The following is a 19,572-nucleotide window of genomic DNA, read 5'->3' as shown; positions in this document are numbered from 1 at the left end:
TAATAACTACTACAATACACAAATAATCCATTATATTGGATCGTATTGACACATAAGCGTCACAATGCGTAATGTGACGGTTATGTTACATCGTGCCTCCAAAATTCTGTCCGTTTCGGCGCTGGCCTTTGCGGCCCTGAGCGGTCCTTCCTTCGCAGAAGCAAATTCTGCCTGCGACCTTTCCAATGGGTACGCCATCACACCGACGGCATTCCAGCAGGAGGCGAATGCCTGCCTGAAGGACATCAGCGGCGTCGAGGCTGATGCCGTGATGGCGGATCAGCTGTTCCGTCTGGCGGGCGAACAACGTGCCAGTCAGGGCGAGTCTGAGCTGCGGATGCTCAGCTCCCTGAGCGAAGCGGCCCGGCTGCACGCCTACGATATGGCGGTGCGGGGGTATGCGTCTCACGAAGACCTGGAAGGCCGCACCCACCTTGACCGGGTCCGCATGATGGAGCGCAGCGCTCTGATCGGTTCATTCGGTGCAAACATCGTCATCGTGAAAGCGGGTGCTTCTCCCGAAGATGTCCAGAAGGTCATCATGGCGGATGAGGCCAATGCTGCAAACGTGGAGCGGGATGAGTTCGACCACATGGGTGTCGCTGCTGTCGAGGCAAACGGTGTGCTCTACGTCGTGCAGCTCTTCGCTCGCGTCGATGGACAGCTCAACACGCCAGTCCCACTCGTCGCTGCGCCGCGCACAAATCTGGCTGCGAATTATAATGATCAGTTCGAACCGGTGGGCTGGTCCGTGGTCTCGGCCACTGGTGAAACCCTGATGCGCGGCATCGGCAGCAAAATGCCTGCTTCGGTGCCTGAGATTTCCGAAGGGTTCATCCAGATGGACGTGGAAAGCAATAACAGTATCTATACGCTGAGAGGCCCTGCCATCTCCTCATCGCTCTGAGGTAAGTCTCTAGACATATTCCAATTCGCCCGGGCCCTGTGCCCGGGCGTTTTCGTTTCGGAGGGATGCTTCTATGCTGCAGGCTGGATGTCGCAGCGGCAAAGGGGCAGGCGTTCATGACAACCGACATGTTGCTCTGGGGCGTGGTGCTCCTGCCAGCATTGGCGGCGCTCACCTGGATAGACATACGCACTTTGCGCTTGCCTGACGCGCTGACTCTTCCACTGATCGGTGCGGGCCTCGTCCAGTCATGGTATTTTACCGGAGACGTCTGGATTGCACTGATCGGAGCGGCAGGCGGCTATGTTTTCTTTCTGGGGATCGAAAAGGGCTACCGGGCGTTGCGCGGTCGGGATGGTCTCGGCCGCGGGGATGCGAAGCTGCTTGCGGCGGGCGGAGCGTGGTGCGGCTGGATCGGTCTTCCATGGATCGTGCTCATTGCGAGCGGCTCAGGACTTGCCTTTGCCGGGGCGCTCACACTGATGGGGCGCCGGCCTGACGGCATGATGCCTTTCGGTCCGTTTCTGGCGCTCGGGATAGGTGTGGTCTGGCTGGGACAATTCAGGTTGGTGTGGCTCTGACCCCCAACCGATTGATGTGCGGATGCTGGAGCGGTAGGAGCTGTGTATGACGGGAACGCGGACCAAAACACGACCTGACCGACGCACCGCGATCCTCGATGCGGCAGAGGAACAGTTCGCAAGGCATGGCTATGACGGCGTTACGCTGCGCGCCATCGCCAAGCATGCCGGTGTCGATGTCGCGCTGCCCAACTATTATTTCGGACCGAAACGGGACCTGTTCGATGCCGTACTGGTGCGCCGTGCCGAAATCATGAACCAGCTGCGCCTGAACCAGCTGGACGAATGCCTGCAGCAGAGCGATCAGGCGCCCACCGTAGAGGCGATCATCCGGGCCTATCTGCGTCCTCTGCTGATCGGCGACCATGTTCAGGAAGAGGGTTGGAAAAACTACTACGCCCTGATCGCCTACGTGAACAATTCTCCTGAATGGGGCGGCGTATTGATGACGCAATTCTTTGATCCGCTGGTCGATCGTTTCATGGACGCCTTCCGCCTGGCCTTGCCGGGGATGGAAGATCGCGACCTCTACTGGGCTTATCACTGCCTGTCTGGCGCCCTGACGCTAACATTTGCCCAAACCGGACGCATCGACCATCTGTCCGGTGGCCTATGCCGCTCCAGCGACCTCACAGACGCCTATGAGCACATGGTGAAGTTCACTACGGCAGGCTTTGAATCCTTCCGTCAGAAAAGCTGCACCTGACTGGAATGAGGCGGCGGAGAACACGGTTACTGTTGCCGTGGCCTTAAAACTGTTGTGAATTGAATTTTCAGGGGAAAGACGGGCGTACCCGGTCATCGGTTCGATCGGTCTTGAGTGAGGAGTCGGTCGTGGGAAAGAGACGCAGCGTTCTGGCGTTCACGGCAATGATTGGCGCCTGCACGGCGCTGACGGGGTGTCTGACTAGAAGCATCAATACAAGGCCGCCGGTGGTTTCCGACGGCATGGGCTCTGACCTTCGCATCATGCTGGACGATTCCTGCCTGCCGCCAGACACGCGCGGCCCGGGAGACCGGACACTCGGATTCGGCCAGGAACTGGCGCTGCAGGCTGGCATGCTGGCCTTCGATTCCGTCGGCGCCTGGCTCCAGCAGATGGGCGCGCCTAAGATTGACCGCAGCACCGGCGTTGTCAGCGGAAAACTATTCACCAGCCCTGACATGATGGAGTTCAATCGGGAAGTCGGCTGTGTTCATGTGATCAGGGAAGGTTTCGATCCGTCCGGGCCGTCATTTGGCAATGCGCCGCCAGAATTCCTGGCGGAATGGAACCGTCTCGGCCTTGTCTCCCGGCCATCCTTCTATGCAGAGATCCGCCTGGTGCCCGATGACGAACAGTCCGGCTATTTTAATGCCGAGTTGCTCAAGGTCGTATCGAATGAATTCGAACGGCAGGCGCGTTACGATTCTCGCGACTACCTCCTTGTGCTGGACTTTGAGCGCCCGGAGCCGCGAACCTATGTCCAATTCACACCTGAAGGCGCAGTGGAGTTTCACGACGCGTCAGGCTTTGCCCGCGGTGTTTTCAAGTTTCCCGAGCTTCAACGCGGACAGTACATCTCTGGCCCCGCCGCGGCCGCCCTTGAAACGGGCTGGATGCCGCTCGACTATTCCGGCGTCGATCGGGACTCGGGCATCTTCAACCTCTTTGTGGATGTTCTGGAGCTGAAGCGCGGCGATCCGCTGCTCTCTGATATCGGTTCGCTGCTGCGCTCCAATGCCGTACAGGCAGCTGCCGAAGAAGAGCTCCGCAAGCAAATTGACAAGGAAGGCACGCGCCGCGACGAAGAAGAGGAACGGGCAGGTGAGCTAACCACGCAGCGTGGGCTTGAGCGCGCCCTCCGCCGTGCCGTGCTGGACCTGCGCCGTACGCTCGCCGACGAGGATACGAGCTCAGACGACCTGATCGAGGCGCGTGATGACGTCGAAGACGCCTTGTTCGACATCGAACACGTGTTCAACTGGCGTGGTCCATTGCCGTCAGACAAGATTGACGAGGCTGAAACCCTGCTCGAAGAGGCAGACGCTCGTGTCGAAGAGTTGCTGGAAGAAGAACTGGCCGACAACGAGGACGATCAGTAAGTCGCGGTCGCTGCAGCCCAATCCGATAGCCCGCCTTCGCTCGACCGGTTGGCGACTTCTGTCAGCATGCGCGTGGCGAAATCGACCGGCTCTCGCTCCGGCTGTTCCTCTTCCGCGACGGTCCGCATCCTCGCTGGTGTCGGTAACAGGTCGCCCGCAAACGCAACGCCCTCCGGAATGACGAAGGCATAGATCCTCGCGCCGTCTTCAGCAGGTGGGATGATCATCCACGGTACTTCGGGCAAATTGATCGTCCGCCCGGCTTTGACGATGGCCCTTTCTTCCGGAGTCCTGTCGTTCGGGAAGTAGGTATTGATCCGGCCGGAATTCTCTAGCTCGAAGACTATGAGGCGGCCATCGATTTTTGGCGTCACGGAAATCTTCAGCGCCGCGTTTGCGCCTTCGCCTTCCTGTGCCACGCTCAGGTTGATGCGATCGCTAGTGGGGCTGAGCACCCGCGCCATGGCTTCCATCGTTTCCGCGGTCGCAACGAAGACCTGCTCCGGCTGGGCATCGACAAACATGGCGCCACGCGCCGTGGTCTCGATCCAGCTCCTGTAGGGTGAGACGCGCGTGTAGACGCCCTCCGATTTCGCCGCAGCGCATTCAAATCCGTAGCTCACAATGCCGACCTGATAAGTCCGCTCACTGGCATCGAGCGCGACCAGTGGGCCGCCGCTATCACCCTGACAGCTGTCGACGCCGCCGAACTTCCGGCCCGCACAGATCTGCGTGCTACCGTCATAGGCAAGGTCAGCATATTGCGCGCCACACACCTCCGGCGGCTTCATGGGCAGCATGGCGTGATAGAGATAGCGCGAGCCCGCCTGGCCAGACCGGTCGCCGGCGCCGATGCGGAACGTCTCCAAACGTGCCTGCGCGCCCGAATCAGCCTGCTTGCCAAACCCCGCAACAAAGGCCCGCGCACCATTCACGTCACTGTCGGAGGCCCCGCCCGATGAAAGCCGCGCCAGCTGTCCGGTCCAGGTGCGTCCGATACGAACCAGGGCGAGGTCGTTTTCCGATCCCTCCCAGACACCGGGTGCGACTTCCATAGTCGGCTTATAGTCCGGATGGATCATGACAGCGTCGACTTCAAACACGCTCTCATCGCCGGCGCCGAGGTCGTCGGTGCCACCGACAATTTCCAGTTTGGCCCGCGGTTTCCATTCCCACCGTCCATCGACCTGCCGGGATTCCCCCTCAAAACAGTGCGCTGCGGTCAGCACCCATCGCCGGGCAATGAAAGTGCCTCCGCAGAAATATTGCAGCCGCCCGCTCCGCGTCTCATGCCGCAAGGTTGCGATATAAGGCCACTGCGCCAGCGTGGACCGGTCTCCATTGACGATCCGGTCTGAAGCGCGGGCATCAGCATCGAGTGTGGACGTCCATGCAAGCTGTTCTGCGCTCGGCGCGTCATCCGGTGCCGTCTGGCAGGCACTGACCAGAGCCAGAAACCCAGCGGCCGAAAGGAATGGGCGGACGAAGTTCTTCATGGCGGCCTTCATTCACTGACGCTGTAAGTGAGCAAACCCATGCCCGTATTGGCGAAGGGGTCTGACGAGGGCGCATCCGACATGGCATCGCGTACTTCGAAGACGAGAATATCCGAGTAGGATTGCCAGACCGTCCGGATCGGTCCTTTCGTCCGGCTGAGGTCCGGCAATGTATCGCCGATGAGGGCCATCCTTTCCGGCAGGACGAACGCGGCCAGAGTGCTGTCGCCCGGAACGGTGGGGGGCGAAATACTGATGGAGACGCCGCCGGGCGGCAGGACAACGGACTGTTGAGGCTCCACCAGCGCCGTTTCCACTTCGCCGGCATTGCATGGGAACAAGCAACTAACCGTACCGGACGGATCCAGATCAAATACCCACAGACGGCCCTTGATCGATGGATCAATGAAAATACGAACTCGCTCGCCGGAGCGGAATTCCGAGCCGCCATCATTGATGCGGACGCTGACCTTGCCTTCTGCGGGTTTGAGCGTCCGGATGAGGTTCTCCAGTCCGGCTTTGGTCATGTAGACCGTCTTCTCCGGTTTGGCATCCACGAAGACCGCGTCGGATACGACGGACCGGACGAAGTCTTTGAAACCGGAAATGCGCGTGTAGACGGCGGGCTTTCCGCGGACACCGCAGCTTTCACCATAGCTGACGATGCCGATCTGGTAGACACGGCCAGCGAAATCCCGGGCGATTAGAGGCCCGCCGCTATCGCCCTGGCAGGAATCGATAATGCCGGTGTCATACCCGGCGCAGATCATGCCTGCGCTGTCATAGGCTTCGACCTGGTAGACATTGCTGCAGGCTTCCGGACTGCGCGTCGGGATCATCGCATTGCCAAGGATATCTGTATACGCAGCGAACGGGCCTTCGGCGGATGTGTAGCGTTCTGGCGATGCCTGACGCATGTCGGTCTTGCCGAACCCGGCGAAGTAGGCCGGCCCGAAGAAGCGGTCGACATCTGAAGCGCTGCTGGCCGACAGCCGGACGACCGGCCCGGTCCATGGCCGGTCCAGCTTCACAAGAGCGATGTCATTCACCGGAACTTTGTTCTCGCCACCACGCGTGAAATTGGGCGCGATGCGCACGTCCGCTGCATTGTAGACATTGGCCGGTGTGACCGTCTTCAGGTCTTTCGGGCCGAGCACCAGTTGGAGCGCGCCAGACCCCGGTCGTTCCCATTTTCCGGTCGCGGCATTTTTCGCAGCGCCCTCGACGCAATGCGCAGCAGTCAGCACCCATCTGGACGAGATGGCCGTCCCGCCACAATCATACGTGACCACTCCATCCCGGGTGCCGCGCAGGGCTGCGAAGTAAGGCCAGTCTTCTTTTCGGGCGGGCTGTGTATTGAAGCCCTTGGTGCCGGCTTCATCGTCCGAGATCGAAAATTCGGTCCGGGGCCAGCTTGGGTCTTCTTCCGGAAACGAATCCGGTTGTGCTGTCGCGACGCCCGTGAAGGCGACGAGTGCCAAAACGAACAGACCGCTAAGCGGTTGTAGAAAAAAGGGTTTTCGCACTTCACTCTCCCACCCTGAACGTTACAGGCGCGGTAAGTCTAACAGGCCTCGCGAAGCTTACCAGCCTGAGGGAAAGATCAGCGGAATTCCTCCTGGATCTTGCGCAGCGCTTCAGCCCCCGGATTGAGTTTCGAGTAAGGAAGCGAGTGGAGCGGCGTGTCCGGCAGTTTCTTGTGCTCCGCCATCGCAGGGCGGGATTCGTCGATGTAGAGCAGGCCGGTCAGGATCTCCTGCGTCTGCTGGCTCTCAAGAAGTTTTTCCATCGCTGAAGCCCGGTTGGTCGGGTCGTAATCCTTGTCCAGCTTGCGCAGCAGGATCGATCCGCCATCGTGCAGTTCCACCGGCATGGTCTCACCCTCGTCATAGGCTGCCGTAATTTCCTCGCTCGGTGGCACGTAATCGGCGTGCACGGCCTTGTGGTAATATTGATAGGTGTGGGCGTAGGATTTGGTGGAGCCCTTGTGGTCGTTGAAGCTGACGCAGGGCGAGATGACATCGATCAGGGCGAAGCCGCGATGCGCGATGCCGGCCTTGATCAGCGAGACCAGCTGAGCCTTGTCACCGGAGAAGCTGCGCGCCACGAAAGTCGCGCCGATGGACAGTGCCATGATCGCCGGATCGATCGGCGGCAGCATGTTGGTAGCGCCTTTCTTGGCCTTGGAGCCGACATCGCTGGAGGCCGAAAACTGGCCTTTTGTCAGTCCGTATACGCCATTATTCTCCAGCATATAGATCATGTCGACATTGCGCCGGATCGCGTGGGCCATCTGGCCAAGCCCGATGGACAGGCTGTCACCGTCGCCGGACACGCCGACATAGGTGAGGTTCTTGTTCACCGCGGCTGCGCCGGTGGCAAAGGACGGCATGCGCCCATGTACCGTGTTGGCGCCGTGCGCGTCCTTCAGGAAATAGGTGGTCGTCTTGGAAGAGCACCCGATGCCGGACACTTTCACCACATCTTTCGGATCGGTCGAAAGTTCATAGAAAGCGCGGGCAAGGGCGGCGGTTACGCTGTCATGTCCGCAACCGGCGCACAGAGTCGACATGGCGCCATCATAGTCGGCGCGTGTTTTTCCGAGTCCGTTGGTCGGCTCGTTCAGTCTGCGGATCTTGGGTTTGACGAAGGAGGTCATGCGATCTTCCTCACTTTCAGGGCGGTTTCCACTGCCTCAAAGACGAAACGGTAGTTCAGCGGCTCGCCGGAATAGTGCAGCACGGGCACCAGTTTCTCCTTGGCGGCGCTGGTTTCCGTGATCAACAAATTCATCAGCTGTGCGTCGCGGTTCTGCTCAACAACGAAGACTTCCTCGTGCGCTTCGACAAAAGCGGCGACATCATCGCTGAACGGGAAACCGCGAACACGCATGTAGTCGACCGGGACGCCGGCAGCTTCCAGACGGTCACGGGCTTCGGTCACGGCGGCATCCGAGCTGCCGATGGCGATCATGCCATAGCGGGCCGGTCGGTCGGCCTTTTTCACAACCGGCTCAGGCATGAAGGCAGCAGCGCGTTTCCATTTTTCGTAAAGCCGGTCGATGACTTCCTTGTATTCAGGGCCTTTTTCCGTGTAACGGCCAAGTTTTGTATGGCCGGAGCCACGCAGGAAGTAGGCGCCCTTCGGGTGTGTTCCCGGCAAAGTGCGGTAAGGAATCGTATCTCCGTCTACATCCAGATAGCGATAGAACGCGTCGATTTCCTCAAGCTGTTCTGCATCAAGAACTTTGCCGCGGTCAGGCACATAATCTTCCGGCCAGGTCAGTTCGTCGACCATCCAGTCATTCATGCCGATGTCGATATCGGACAGGAAAAAGACCGGGGTCTGGAAGCGTTCGGCAAGGTCGAGCGCCTTGGCCGAGAATTCGAAACATTCACCGGGATGGGCCGGGAAGAGAACGAGGTGGCGTGTGTCGCCGTGCGAGGCATAGGCGCAGAGCTGGATGTCGCATTGCTGTGTCCGTGTGGGCATGCCGGTGGACGGACCGACCCTTTGGATATCGCATATCACCAACGGTACTTCGGTATAGTACGCAAATCCGATGAATTCGCTCATCAGCGACACGCCGGGGCCTGAGGTCGGTGTAAAGCCGCGGGCACCTGCCCAAGCCGCGCCGATGGTGAGGCCTGCTGCTGCCAATTCATCTTCCGCCTGCAGGATACAGAAATTGTTCTGTCCGGTTTCGGGGTCGACACGGAGCTCTTCGCAATATTTCTGGAAGGCATCCATCAGCGACGTAGACGGCGTAATAGGGTACCAGGCGCCGAAGGTCGCCCCGCCGAAGACGGCGCCGATACCGGCCGCCGTGTTGCCGTCGATCATCACCTTGCCCTTGGTCTTGTCCAGCGGGCTGACGCGGAAATCCAGCGGACACTTGAAGTTCTGCTTGGCGTAATCGTGGCCGAGTGCAACGGCCTGCATGTTCAGCGGGATGAGCTTTTCCTTGCCCGCGAACATCTCGATGACCAATTGCTCAATCACGCCAAGATCAAGGTTCAACAGCGCTGCGGCAGCGCCGACATAGGCCATGTTCTTCATCAGGATGCGCGAGCGTGCGGCCTTGAACGCCTCATTGCACATGGCCGACAGCGGCGCCCCCAGGACAGTGACGTCCGGGCGGGAAAGAAGTTGCGGACGCGGCCAGGTCGAGTCATAAAGCAGGACACCGTCAGGGGCGAGTTCTGCCAGGTCATCCGCATACGTCTCAGGGTTCATCGCGATAACGAAATGGGTCTCGCCGTCGCGTCCGGCATAGCCATCACCCGTCACGCGGATCTCATACCAGGTCGGCAAACCCTGAATATTGGATGGGAAAATGTTCTTGCCCACCACGGGCACACCCATCCGGAAAATAGCCTTCATCAGCAGGCCGTTTGCACTGGCCGAGCCTGTGCCGTTCACCGTTGCGATACGCAGGGTGAAATCATTGATGCCGGGTCCGTTCATGCCACGGTCTCCACTTGGTCGTCCGCATGGGGAATTTTGATCACGCCTTCCTTCATGTCCCAGGCAGATGTGGGGCAGCGCTCGGCGCACAGGCCGCAGTGCAGGCAAACGTTTTCATCTTTGATCATCACCCGGCCGGTCAGCGGCAGGGGATTTGATACGAAGAGGGATTGCTCTTCCGGAGCTTCCGGCTGCGTGAGCGAAGCACGTAATTCCGCTTCGCTGTCGGCGTCAGGCGTGATGCTGAGGCACTCGACCGGGCAGACATCGATACATGCATCGCACTCTTCGCAGAGCGGCGCTTCGAAGACAGTCTGCACATCACAGTTCAGGCAGCGCTGGACTTCGACGGCGATCTGTTCGGCATTGAAGCCGAGCTCGACCTCGATGTTCAGGCGCTGGAACCGGTCCACAAGCGCGACATGCTCCATCTCGCGGCGTTCGGCCGCGGTGTAAGCATTCGAGTAACGCCATTCAAACATGCCCATCTTGGCAGATTGCAGCTCGACTTCACGAGGTGCCCGATCACGCAGGCCGAGGCCCTGGCAGTGCCGGTGAATCGAGATTGCCGCCTGATGACCGTGCTCCACGGCCCAGATGATGTTCTTCGGACCGAACGCGGAGTCACCGCCGAAGAAGACGCCTTTACGGGTGGACTCGAAAGTCTCCTCATCGACAACAGGCACATCCCATTTGCCGAACTCGATGCCGGCATCATTTTCGATCCATGGGAAGGCATTCTCCTGCCCGATGGCGAGGATGACATCGTCGCAGGGCAGGGTCTCTTCACCGATCACCCGCTGGCCGGTGATCTCGCCCTTGTCGTCAACATCGTACTCCATCAGCTCGAACGTCATGCCAACCAGTTTGCCATTCTCGGTGACAAAGGTTTTTGGCGAATGGTTCACGACGATCTGGATGTTCTCTTCCTCGGCATCTTCCAGTTCCCATTCGGAGGCCTTGAAGAAATTACGTGGCTTGCGCGCCATGACTTTCACATTGTCCGCCCCAAGACGAAGGGAGGTGCGGCAGCAGTCCATGGCGGTGTTGCCGACGCCGATGATCAAGACATTCTTGCCGATTTCGTCGATATGTTCGAACGCGACCGATTCCAGCCAGTCGATGCCGATGTGAATATTTTCGTCCGCCTCTTCGCGGCCGGGCAGGTGCAGGTCCTTGCCCTTCGGCGCGCCGGTGCCGACGAAGACCGCGTCCCACCCCTCATCCAGCAGTGCCTTCATGCTGGAGATTGGCGTGTTGAGCTTCAACTCGACGCCCATGTCGAGAATGTACTGCAGCTCTTCGTTCAGCACTTTCTCGGGCAGGCGGAAGGCCGGAATGTTGGCGCGCATCAGGCCGCCGGCTTCAGGCAGTTTCTCGAAAATGGTGCACTCGTAGCCAAGCGGGGCGAGGTCGTTCGCCACCGTGAAGCTCGCCGGGCCTGCGCCAATCAGCGCGATTCTCTTGCCGTTCGTCTGATCCGGCTTCTGCGGAAGGCGGCTCGTCACATCATCACGATGGTCGGCTGCCACACGTTTCAGGCGGCAGATCGCCACCGGCTCGCCATCCACGCGAGTCCGCCGGCAGGCTGGCTCACATGGCCGGTCACAGACGCGGCCCAGGATACCCGGGAACACGTTGGAATCCCTGTTTAGCAGGTAGGCGTCGCTGTAACGCCCCTGCGCGATGAGACGGATATATGCCGGGACCGGTGTGTGTGCCGGGCAGGCCCATTGGCAATCGACGACTTTGTGAAAGTAGTCGGGATTGCTCGTGTCTGTTGGTTTCATATTTGCCCGCTTCCTCCGGAGAAAAGACTAGCGACACAGACCGGCGGCATCAATGACCTCCTGCCGGTTGCGACAACAGGTACGAGACCTGTGATGTGGGAAAAGGAACTCGGCACGTCAGCGGCCTTTGAAGTTACCCGGCCGGCGCTCTGCGACAGACCGGATGCCTTCCTGATGGTCTTCTGTTGCGCGCAGTTTCCATTGTTCTTCATGTTCGTGGGCCAGCGTATCCCGAACCGTCTCATAGAGACCGGTGCGAAGGGTTTTCCGGGTTGCCAAGACGCCCAAAGGCCCGCCCTCTGCTATTTCGGCCGCGAGCTTGTGAGCGGCAGTGCGTACGTCTGCGAGCGGAACCAGTTCATCCGCCAGGCCCATTGCGACAGCTTCTTCCCCTTTGATCCTCCGGGATGTCAGCAACATCAGCGCAGCTTTCTGCGGGCCCAGCAGGCGGGGCAGGGTCGCGCTGAGCGCAAAGCCCGGGTGGAAGGCCAGCCGCGTGAAATTGGCGACAAACCGTGCCTCTGGTGCAGCGATCCGGAAGTCAGCCGCAACCGCAAGGCCAAGGCCAGCACCGACGGCGGCCCCTTGAATTGCCGCGACGATTGGCTTTTTGGCTTCGTAGATACGCAGGGCCTGGTCATAGAATTCTCGAACCGGGTCATCACCGGATCCTCCGACGCCTCCGCCGCGTTCATCATTGGCAAGGTCCGCCCCCGCACAGAAAGCCTTGCCCTCCGAGGCGAGCACGATGGCCCGGCACTCGGGTTGTGCGTCCAGTGTCAGAAGGACCTCTCCGATCTCTCGGAGCAGACCCACATTGGCGTGATTGTTCGGCGGATTGGAGAACACGATCTCGGTCACATGACCGACTTCGCGCACAGCGATCGAGTGCGTCATGGGCGGGTATCCATAAGGTTCCGGGCGACGACCATCCGGTGCACTTCGGATGGCCCGTCATAAATACGCATGTTGCGAATACGGCCTGCAAACAGATGCAGCGGCATTTCCTTGGTCATGCCCATCGCGCCGAAACACTGCATGGCGTTGTCGATGATCTCCTGCGCCATTTCGGTGGCGTAGAACTTGATCATTGAGATCTCTGTGCGCACGTCGCGGCCCTGATCGATCTTCCACGCGCAATCATACGCCATCAGGCGAGCCGCATGGATCTTGGCGGCACCATCGGCGACCCACCACTGGATCGACTGGCGCTCAGACAATTTGTGACCGAACGTTTTCCGCTGGGGTGCATATTCCCGCATCATGTCGAGCGCACGTTGCGCCGCGCCGATACACCAGGCGGCCATCTCCATGCGGCGGGTGCCAAGTCGCACCTGCATCGGGCCAAATCCCTGGCCTTCCTCGCCCAGCAGTTTCCAGCCGGGCACGCGGCAGTCTTCCAGTGTCACTTCGTAGGTAAACTCGCCGCCCAGCATCGGGATGCGCCGCAGGACATTGAAGCCCGGCGTGTCACGGTCGACGAGAAAGGCTGACATGCCGCCGCGCGCTTTCTTCTCCTTGTCGGTGATCGCCATGAGGATTGTGAAGTCGGCTTCAGCCGCCCGGGTGATCCAGATCTTGCGGCCATTGATGATCCAGTCATCCCCGTCGCGCACAGCTCGCGTGATCATCCCAGCGGGATCGGCGCCGGCGCCGGGTTCGGAAATCCCGATGGCGGAGATGGTCTCGCCGCGGGCGTAGGGCTCCAGATAGGCTTTCTTCTGCTGCTCGTTCACCGTCGTCATAAGCATGCGAAGATTCGGTGAATCCGGCGGAAGCGTATAGGTCGCGACTGTGGAGCCGAGCGCTTCGTTGACCGCCACCAGGGCCACGTGCGGCATGCCCATGCCACCGGCATTTTCCGGCGCATCGAGGCTCCACAGGCCAAGTTCCTTTGAAACCTTGTCCAGCCTCTGGCGCTCTTCCGGTGTCAGGTAGGCGCCTTGGCCGCTGGCTTCGCGTTCGAGCACTGCGCCTTCAAGGGGCATTAGCTCATCCCGCACGAAGCGCTGGACGAGATCGGCAAGCATCCTGTGCTCTTCGTCCAGTTCAAACTTCATATTACGCTCCTCCTATCACCTTATTTTGGTGACTTTGCACGGCAGAACGCCACAAGGGAAAGAGTCGGGCAAGGCGGCAAACCTCATGACCTTGGGGAAAGGTATCCAGGTGTCAAAAACTCCCGAAGTCTGGAACCCGGCGTTATAGTGCCTTATCGGGGAGAGGTGACCGGAGTGCCTTGTGGATGCAGGGGCTTTGGGAAAAGGGGAACTTGTTTCATGGCAGGATTGAGCAGCAAGAGCGGGACGGAAGACCAGGACACTTACTGGGTTCTCCGGAAGGACCAGCTTGAATGTATGGCTTCGACCGTTAGGATGGATATTGTCGACCACCTCGTTGGAAACGGACAGATGTCGATCAAGCAACTGGCGGCATCGATGGGACGCCAGCCATCCTCGATTTATTATCATATCAATATGCTGGTGAAGGCCGAGCTGGTCGTGGAGACCGGGACCCAGATCTCAAACCGGCGGACTGAAGTGCTCTACGCCACGCGGGCTCCGCGTATGCGTTTGCAGAAGGCCCTCGCGGATCCGGGCAATCACGAAACCATAGACCGGACTGTCGGTGCGATTTGCCGGCAGGCACACCGGGATTTTGTTCAGGGACTGACGCACCCGGATGCGCAGCTCGAGGGTCCGGAGCGCAATCTCGGATTTTTCCGCCTGATCAACAGGCCAAGCGCGGAATCCCTTCGGGAAATCAATGGCTATATTGAGCGGATCGCTGAGATCCTCTGGGAAGAGCGCGATATGGACCAGCCCCTGATCGCGTTCGCCTGGACACTGACGCCGCTGCACGAAAAAGCTGTCGGTGGCGATGATTGAGCCTCCAGACTCTGTGTTCGGCAGGCATAGAAACACAACGATATTGACGGAGCGATGGCATGAGTGACCTGGACAGCCGTGGGATGATGAAAGCAATTTACGATGTGATCTCGCAGCCTTCAGGCGAGCGGGACTGGGAGAGTATCCGGCCGCTGTATCACCCCCGCGCAACCATGACCCGAACAGGCGTTGCCATCGATACGCTGCCGGCAAATCAATGCCTGACTTTCGACGAATATATCAAAACCGCCGAGGAAAACCTGGCGGGCGCCGCTTTCGAGGAATCAGAGATCGGGCACGAATGTGCGCGGCTGGGCTCTGTTGCGCAGGTACGCAGCGTTTACCAAACCATCTACCGTGTCGGCGATCGTGAAATCCATTCCCGAGGAGTGAACTTCATTACGATGGCCCGACTTGCAGACTCTTGGCAGATCCTCAGCATCGCTTGGGACAATGAGCGCGCCGGTGTCACCATTCCCGATGAATGGCTCGATTGAGGCTGGCCGAACCGTCGGTGCCGGTCAGACATTGAAGCGGAAGTGCATCACGTCGCCGTCCTGCACGACATATTCCTTGCCTTCCGCCCGCATCTTGCCAGCTTCCTTGGCGCCGGCTTCGCCCCCGCACGCGACATAGTCGTCATATGTGATCGTCTCGGCGCGGATGAAGCCTTTCTCGAAGTCGCCATGGATGACACCGGCGGCTTTCGGCGCGGTCCAGCCCCTGCGGATGGTCCAGGCGCGGGCTTCCTTCGGGCCGACCGTGAAATAGGTCTGCAGGTCCAGCAGATCGTAACCGGCGTGGATCAGACGGGTCAGGCCGGGTTCTTCCAGCCCCAGTGTTTCCAGGAATTCGGTACGGTCCGGCTCGTCGAGCACCGCCAGTTCGGACTCGATCTGGGCTGAGATCACGACACAGCCTGCGCCTTCTTCCCTGGCGCGTTCCTCGACGCGCTTGGAATAGTCGTTGCCCGTCGCAGCGCTGGCTTCGTCCACATTGGCCACGAAAAGGATCGGCTTCGACGTCAGCAGTTGAAGCATGTTCCAGGCTTTAAGGTCATCCTTCGGCACATCGGCGCGCCGGGCAGGGCGGCCTTCCTTCAGCTCATTGAGAGCGAGGTCGATCAGCGCTACCTGTGCCTTGGCTTCCTTGTCGCCGGAATTGGCCTTCTTGATGACGTTCTGTTTGCGCTTCTCGAGGCTTTCGAGGTCCGCGAGCATCAGTTCGGTCTCGACGACTTCGAAGTCCGCGACCGGGTCGATCGTGCCGCGGACATGGGTGATGTCGTCGTTGTCGAAGCAGCGCAGCACATAGATGATGGCGTCGGTTTCGCGGATATTGGCGAGGAACTTGTTGCCGAGGCCTTCGCCCTGACTCGCACCTTCGACGAGGCCCGCGATGTCGACAAAGTTCATGCGCGCCGGAATGATTTCCTTTGAGCCAGCGACTTTTGCGAGTTCAGCCAGGCGCGGCTCCGGAACGGCCACTTCGCCCACGTTCGGCTCAATCGTGCAGAACGGATAGTTCGCCGCTTGTGCCGCGGCGGTCTGTGTCAGGGCGTTGAAAAGCGTGGATTTGCCAACATTCGGCAGGCCCACGATCCCGCATTTGAAGCCCATTCCGGCCTCCTTAAACTTAGATTTCGAGGGGGCCATAGCCCTATTCCCGCAGGAAAAACAGGCGGTTTTCTCTCCTGACAGCGGAATTGGGTGTTCAACAGGGGGGCTTTGGGTAAGGTTGGCCCACGAAATGCAAGGCAGAATGCATGGCTTATGACGTCTTTCTCGTAACTGTGCCGGAAGACTTCGACATGGCGAAACTGGTCGCCCGTCGTCTCCGCTCGCTGAAATTCACCGTTCGTTTCAATCAGAAACAAACGGAGGATGATATTTTCGACGCGAAGGATGCGCGCGATGCCGGAAAGTCCGGCAACATGCTGGTCCTGTGGTCCGAAAATTCTGTGAAGAATGACTGGGTGCGTGCGGCTGCGGCCGTCGGCAATTCCCGGGATGGGATGCTGGTGCATGCCGGCATCGACAAGACCATTCCTTACGAACCCTATCGCAAGGCCAAGCGTTTTGCGCTTGAGGGCTTCACCTCCCGCAAGATGCCGGAAGGCTTCTACAAGCTGGTTGAGGAACTCGCAGAGCGTACGGGCCGGTCTGACCTTCGTGCCTGGATGAAGCTTGGCTCAAAGGATGACGAAGGCCGGGAAGCCTGGCTCGAAGCGCATGCCGATGACCCGCTGGCAATTGCAGAGCGGCAGAAGCGCGAGAAGGCTCTCGGTATCAAGCCGGAACCCGCCAAGGAAGCTGCTGAAGCTGCGTCCAAAGCCGCGACAACGATCCGGAACGGTAATGGCCAGCATGCGGCCAGACCCACGACCGGCGTCTCCGCCGCGGTCGCGCGCGCATCTGCAAGCGCGCGTACGGCCCCAACCACAGTGGTTCAGCCCGACGAAGATCCTGTGTACGGCAACTGGACGATCGCTGCGATTGGCGCTGCCATCGCTGCAATCTTCCTGTTCAGCCTTGTTGTCCGGTCCCAGCCGGTGGAGCGCGTGGATGCCCGGATGCCGGCTATCGGCAATGCTCAGCCGGTCGTCGCAGCCTGTCCCGCCGGGACTGTGCCGCGCGAAATGGTAGAGTTCATCGAACAGGGCCCGGTCGATATCGGCATGGGTCACGGCCCGATCATCGATGACACCACGCCGCCGGAAGACGAGTAGGCCTTAGCCGAACACTGCGATGGTCTGGCGGCCGACCATCATCGGTTCGCCCTTCGAATTCCAGAGGCGCATGGCCTGGCTGGAATAGCCCTGCTGCGCGGTCTGGGCGATGTGCTGGGCCAGGAACCAGCCGTCTTCGGTGGAGATGTCGTCCGTCAGGAATTCCGCCATCCAGGTCATAGAACTGATGCGGCCGGGAGCGGTCAGCATCGACAGGGCTGCTGGCGGCGGTGAGTCTGCGATCGACAACAGGGTGACGGCATCCATCGGGGCCGTTTCGTCCCTGTGACGGAGCCAGAGGACAATCTCACCATCCTGCGCGCCGCTGATCGGTCGGCCGCCCTTGGCGAGGCGCACATTGAAGTGATGCGAGAAGGCGGGGCGGCGGCGCTCATCCGGGAAGAACTGTTTTGTCTCGTCCGGCAGCGTGACAACGGGGGCGATCATATTGGAGAAGTCGAGGCTCGATTCCCGCGCGGCCCCGAAGGCGAAGATGCACTCCGCAACGATTCCCTCCGGCCCGGTCATGCGGACGGAGATGAAGGCCGTGTTCTTGCCCTCGCGCAGGACGGTCGGTACGGAGACCAGCTCACCGGATGCCGGTCCGACAAAAGCGATCTGGGCAGACCGCAGCGGACGATCACCTGCCAGTGGCAGGGCAGCTTTGAGGCAAAGCGCAGCGGTCAGGCCGCCATAGGTTGTGCGGCCCTGCATCCAGTCTTCCGGAACGGTGACGCGAGATGACTGGTCTGTGCCAAAGGCAATGGAGGCGAGAAGATCGGTGTAATTCATGGCGGGCGTCCGTAGTTGCGGAATTGATACTTGCCTACCCGCATTCCTTTTCGGAACCAACCCGTGCCGCTAGGAGAGCGGCGGCAGAAATGAAACACCCCGGCCTGATGGACCGGGGCGCAACATTTTCAGAATGCGAAGAGCCTAGTGCTGGCTCTCCGGTGTGGTCACACGCAGGCCGTCTAGCTCGTCGGAAACGGTGATCTGGCAGGACAGGCGGGAGTTTTCCTGAACGTTCTCGGCGAAGTCGAGCATCGACTTTTCCATTTCCTGCTGCTCGCCCACTTTATCCATGAAGGCGTTGTCCACATAGACGTGGCAGGTTGCGCAGGCGCAGGCGCCGCCGCAGTCAGCATCAATGCCGGGAATGGAGTTCTTGATTGCGGCTTCCATCACGGACTCGCCGTTCTTCGCCTCGACAGTGCGTTCGGTTCCATCGTGGTCGATATAGGTAATCTTCGGCATCGGCTTTTTGGTCTCCTTAGGCTGTGGCGGCGGCCGCAGCGATGTCTTTCATTGAGATGGACGTATCCTTGAGCATATCAGGTGCAATCTTTGCGCCTGTCATGATCAATTTCTTGGACGCCAGAAATTCCGGCGGGCTGTTCACCGCGTCGACCGCGATCAGCGTGCCGTTACGCAGATAAAAGACGGCAAATTTCCGGTCATCCGGATTGCCGCGAACAACGATTTCATCGTGGCCCTGATTGAGGCCGGCGATCTGCAGTTTAAGGTCGTACTGGTCCGACCAGAACCACGGGCAGTCTTCCGGCGGGCGCGGTTTGCCGAGGATGGCAGCCGCGGCCAGCTTGCCCTGTTCGATGGCGTTGTGAACGCTTTCGAGGCGGCCGGCGTGTCCATAGTGGATGAGCGGCCGGCTGGCGCAGTCACCCGCTGCGAAGATGCGCGGATCGGACGTGCGGGCGTCGCGGTCGGTCGCGATGCCGTTATCGATGGTGAGGCCCGCATCCTTGGCGAGTTCGATATTCGGCAGGATTCCGATACCCACCAGCACTATGTCTGCAGGCAGCTTGGTCCCGTCAGCCAGGACCGCGGCGCTGACCTTTCCGTCTTCGCCTTCCAGATGGTCCAGCCGGGCGCCGGTCAGGATCGTAGCGCCCTGTGCGCGGTGTTCCTTTTCGTAGAATGCGCTCATTGTCGGGCTGGTGACGCGGGCCAGCACGCGCTCCGCCATCTCAAGGACAGTCACTTCCAGCCCCATCTGGCGGGCGACCGCAGCGGCTTCGAGGCCGATATAGCCGGCGCCGATGATCACCAGCCGTCGGCCGGATACCATGTTCGGTTGGATCCGATCGACATCGGCGAGGCCACGCAAATCGAAAACGTTTTCAAGATCTGAGCCCTTAGCAGGCAGAGGACGCGGACGGGAGCCAGTGCACAGGATCAGTGCGTCATAGTTCAGCATCGCGCCGTGTTCGAGTTCGACAATCTGCGCAGCGCGGTCGATCTTCGTGGCACGGGTGGAGAGGATCAGTTCGACGCCATTGTCTTCGTACCAGGCCGCTGGTTTGAAGAAGAGGCGCTCTTCAGCGAACTCTCCCTTCATATAGGCTTTTGACAGGGGCGGACGCTGGTAAGGCAGCGCGGGTTCGTCCCCCACAAGCACCAGCTTGCCAGTATAGCCTCCCATCCGCAGGGACTGCACGGCTTGCGCGGCAGCCTGCCCGCCGCCGATCAGGACGATCTGCGATGCGTCTGAAAGATCCAAACTGGTACCTCCCTCAAGGCCTGAATTTATTTATGACGCATGCGTCACGTTTTTAGCCTTTTATATGCAGGCCAGTTACAGTGCAAGGCGCCGTGAATCCATGGCACGA

The 19,572-nt window shown here is 60.0% G+C and carries 18 protein-coding genes; 7 read left to right on the top strand and 11 right to left on the bottom strand.

From position 1 onward, the window contains the following. The first annotated feature begins 82 nt into the window (after positions 1 to 82). The 4 genes from HY26_RS07840 (at position 83) to HY26_RS07825 (ending at position 3,573) form a co-directional block, all read left to right on the top strand. Positions 83 to 907, top strand: a complete 825-nt coding sequence (locus HY26_RS07840; RefSeq protein ID WP_034767705.1) for a CAP domain-containing protein — start codon at positions 83 to 85, stop codon at positions 905 to 907. A gap of 116 nt (positions 908 to 1,023) precedes the next feature. After that, entirely contained in the window at positions 1,024 to 1,488 is a 465-nt protein-coding gene (locus HY26_RS07835) for an A24 family peptidase (protein WP_081813183.1), read from the top strand. Positions 1,489 to 1,534: 46 nt separating this feature from the next. Then, positions 1,535 to 2,194 (top strand): TetR/AcrR family transcriptional regulator, encoded by a 660-nt coding sequence (locus HY26_RS07830; protein WP_112073312.1) that lies wholly within the window; start codon positions 1,535 to 1,537, stop codon positions 2,192 to 2,194. A 128-nt stretch (positions 2,195 to 2,322) separates the two neighbouring features. After that, on the top strand, positions 2,323 to 3,573 hold the full coding sequence (locus tag HY26_RS07825) for a hypothetical protein (RefSeq protein WP_139068950.1): 1,251 nt from the start codon (positions 2,323 to 2,325) through the stop codon (positions 3,571 to 3,573). Here HY26_RS07825 and HY26_RS07820 read toward each other — a convergent pair. The 7 genes from HY26_RS07820 to HY26_RS07790 form a co-directional block, all read right to left on the bottom strand. Further along, entirely contained in the window at positions 3,567 to 5,069 is a 1,503-nt protein-coding gene (locus HY26_RS07820) for a serine protease (protein ID WP_158531449.1), read from the bottom strand. The two genes, HY26_RS07825 and HY26_RS07820, sit on opposite strands and share 7 nt — an antisense overlap. 8 nt (positions 5,070 to 5,077) lie before the next feature. Further along, entirely contained in the window at positions 5,078 to 6,595 is a 1,518-nt protein-coding gene (locus HY26_RS07815; RefSeq protein WP_065383243.1) for a trypsin-like serine protease, read from the bottom strand. A gap of 77 nt (positions 6,596 to 6,672) precedes the next feature. Then, positions 6,673 to 7,728 (bottom strand): 2-oxoacid:ferredoxin oxidoreductase subunit beta, encoded by a 1,056-nt coding sequence (locus tag HY26_RS07810; RefSeq protein WP_034767714.1) that lies wholly within the window; start codon positions 7,726 to 7,728, stop codon positions 6,673 to 6,675. Then, positions 7,725 to 9,536 (bottom strand): 2-oxoacid:acceptor oxidoreductase subunit alpha, encoded by a 1,812-nt coding sequence (locus HY26_RS07805; protein WP_112073310.1) that lies wholly within the window; start codon positions 9,534 to 9,536, stop codon positions 7,725 to 7,727. Before HY26_RS07805 ends, HY26_RS07810 begins: the two co-directional genes overlap by 4 nt. Next, positions 9,533 to 11,326, bottom strand: a complete 1,794-nt coding sequence (locus HY26_RS07800) for an FAD-dependent oxidoreductase (RefSeq protein WP_112073309.1) — start codon at positions 11,324 to 11,326, stop codon at positions 9,533 to 9,535. The genes HY26_RS07805 and HY26_RS07800 overlap by 4 nt, the downstream gene beginning before the upstream one ends. A gap of 117 nt (positions 11,327 to 11,443) precedes the next feature. Beyond that, positions 11,444 to 12,223 carry an enoyl-CoA hydratase/isomerase family protein gene (locus HY26_RS07795; RefSeq protein WP_112073308.1) on the bottom strand — a complete coding sequence of 260 codons (780 nt, stop codon included), beginning with the start codon at positions 12,221 to 12,223 and terminating at the stop codon, positions 11,444 to 11,446. Continuing rightward, positions 12,220 to 13,386 (bottom strand): acyl-CoA dehydrogenase family protein, encoded by a 1,167-nt coding sequence (locus tag HY26_RS07790; RefSeq protein ID WP_112073307.1) that lies wholly within the window; start codon positions 13,384 to 13,386, stop codon positions 12,220 to 12,222. Before HY26_RS07790 ends, HY26_RS07795 begins: the two co-directional genes overlap by 4 nt. Positions 13,387 to 13,605: 219 nt before the next feature. On the opposite strand from HY26_RS07790, the gene HY26_RS07785 reads away from it, so the two are divergent. Both HY26_RS07785 and HY26_RS07780 read left to right on the top strand, forming a co-directional pair. Continuing rightward, positions 13,606 to 14,214, top strand: a complete 609-nt coding sequence (locus tag HY26_RS07785; protein ID WP_034767726.1) for a helix-turn-helix domain-containing protein — start codon at positions 13,606 to 13,608, stop codon at positions 14,212 to 14,214. 59 nt (positions 14,215 to 14,273) lie between these two features. Next, entirely contained in the window at positions 14,274 to 14,711 is a 438-nt protein-coding gene (locus tag HY26_RS07780) for a nuclear transport factor 2 family protein (protein ID WP_034767728.1), read from the top strand. A gap of 24 nt (positions 14,712 to 14,735) precedes the next feature. On the opposite strand, the gene ychF is transcribed toward HY26_RS07780, so the two are convergent. After that, complete coding sequence (gene ychF, locus HY26_RS07775) at positions 14,736 to 15,833, bottom strand: redox-regulated ATPase YchF (protein ID WP_034767731.1); 1,098 nt, start codon at positions 15,831 to 15,833, stop codon at positions 14,736 to 14,738. Between the two features lie 146 nt (positions 15,834 to 15,979). Here ychF and HY26_RS07770 point away from each other — a divergent pair, with 146 nt between their 5' ends. Further along, entirely contained in the window at positions 15,980 to 16,942 is a 963-nt protein-coding gene (locus tag HY26_RS07770) for a hypothetical protein (protein WP_034767732.1), read from the top strand. A 3-nt stretch (positions 16,943 to 16,945) separates the two neighbouring features. On the opposite strand, the gene HY26_RS07765 is transcribed toward HY26_RS07770, so the two are convergent. From HY26_RS07765 to HY26_RS07755, 3 genes are all read right to left on the bottom strand, one after another. Beyond that, the gene (locus tag HY26_RS07765; protein WP_112073306.1) at positions 16,946 to 17,734 is read right to left on the bottom strand and encodes a thioesterase family protein; all 789 of its coding nucleotides are present in this window, start codon (positions 17,732 to 17,734) and stop codon (positions 16,946 to 16,948) included. 144 nt (positions 17,735 to 17,878) lie between these two features. Continuing rightward, positions 17,879 to 18,199 carry a 2Fe-2S iron-sulfur cluster-binding protein gene (locus tag HY26_RS07760; protein ID WP_034767742.1) on the bottom strand — a complete coding sequence of 107 codons (321 nt, stop codon included), beginning with the start codon at positions 18,197 to 18,199 and terminating at the stop codon, positions 17,879 to 17,881. Between the two features lie 16 nt (positions 18,200 to 18,215). After that, positions 18,216 to 19,463 carry an NAD(P)/FAD-dependent oxidoreductase gene (locus HY26_RS07755; protein WP_112073305.1) on the bottom strand — a complete coding sequence of 416 codons (1,248 nt, stop codon included), beginning with the start codon at positions 19,461 to 19,463 and terminating at the stop codon, positions 18,216 to 18,218. Positions 19,464 to 19,572 lie beyond the last annotated feature (109 nt).

This window comes from Hyphomonas sp. GM-8P (assembly GCF_003263315.1).
Taxonomy (GTDB): domain Bacteria; phylum Pseudomonadota; class Alphaproteobacteria; order Caulobacterales; family Hyphomonadaceae; genus Hyphomonas.
Note: the sequence above shows the minus strand (reverse complement) of the source record. Positions and strands in the feature narration are given on the sequence as shown.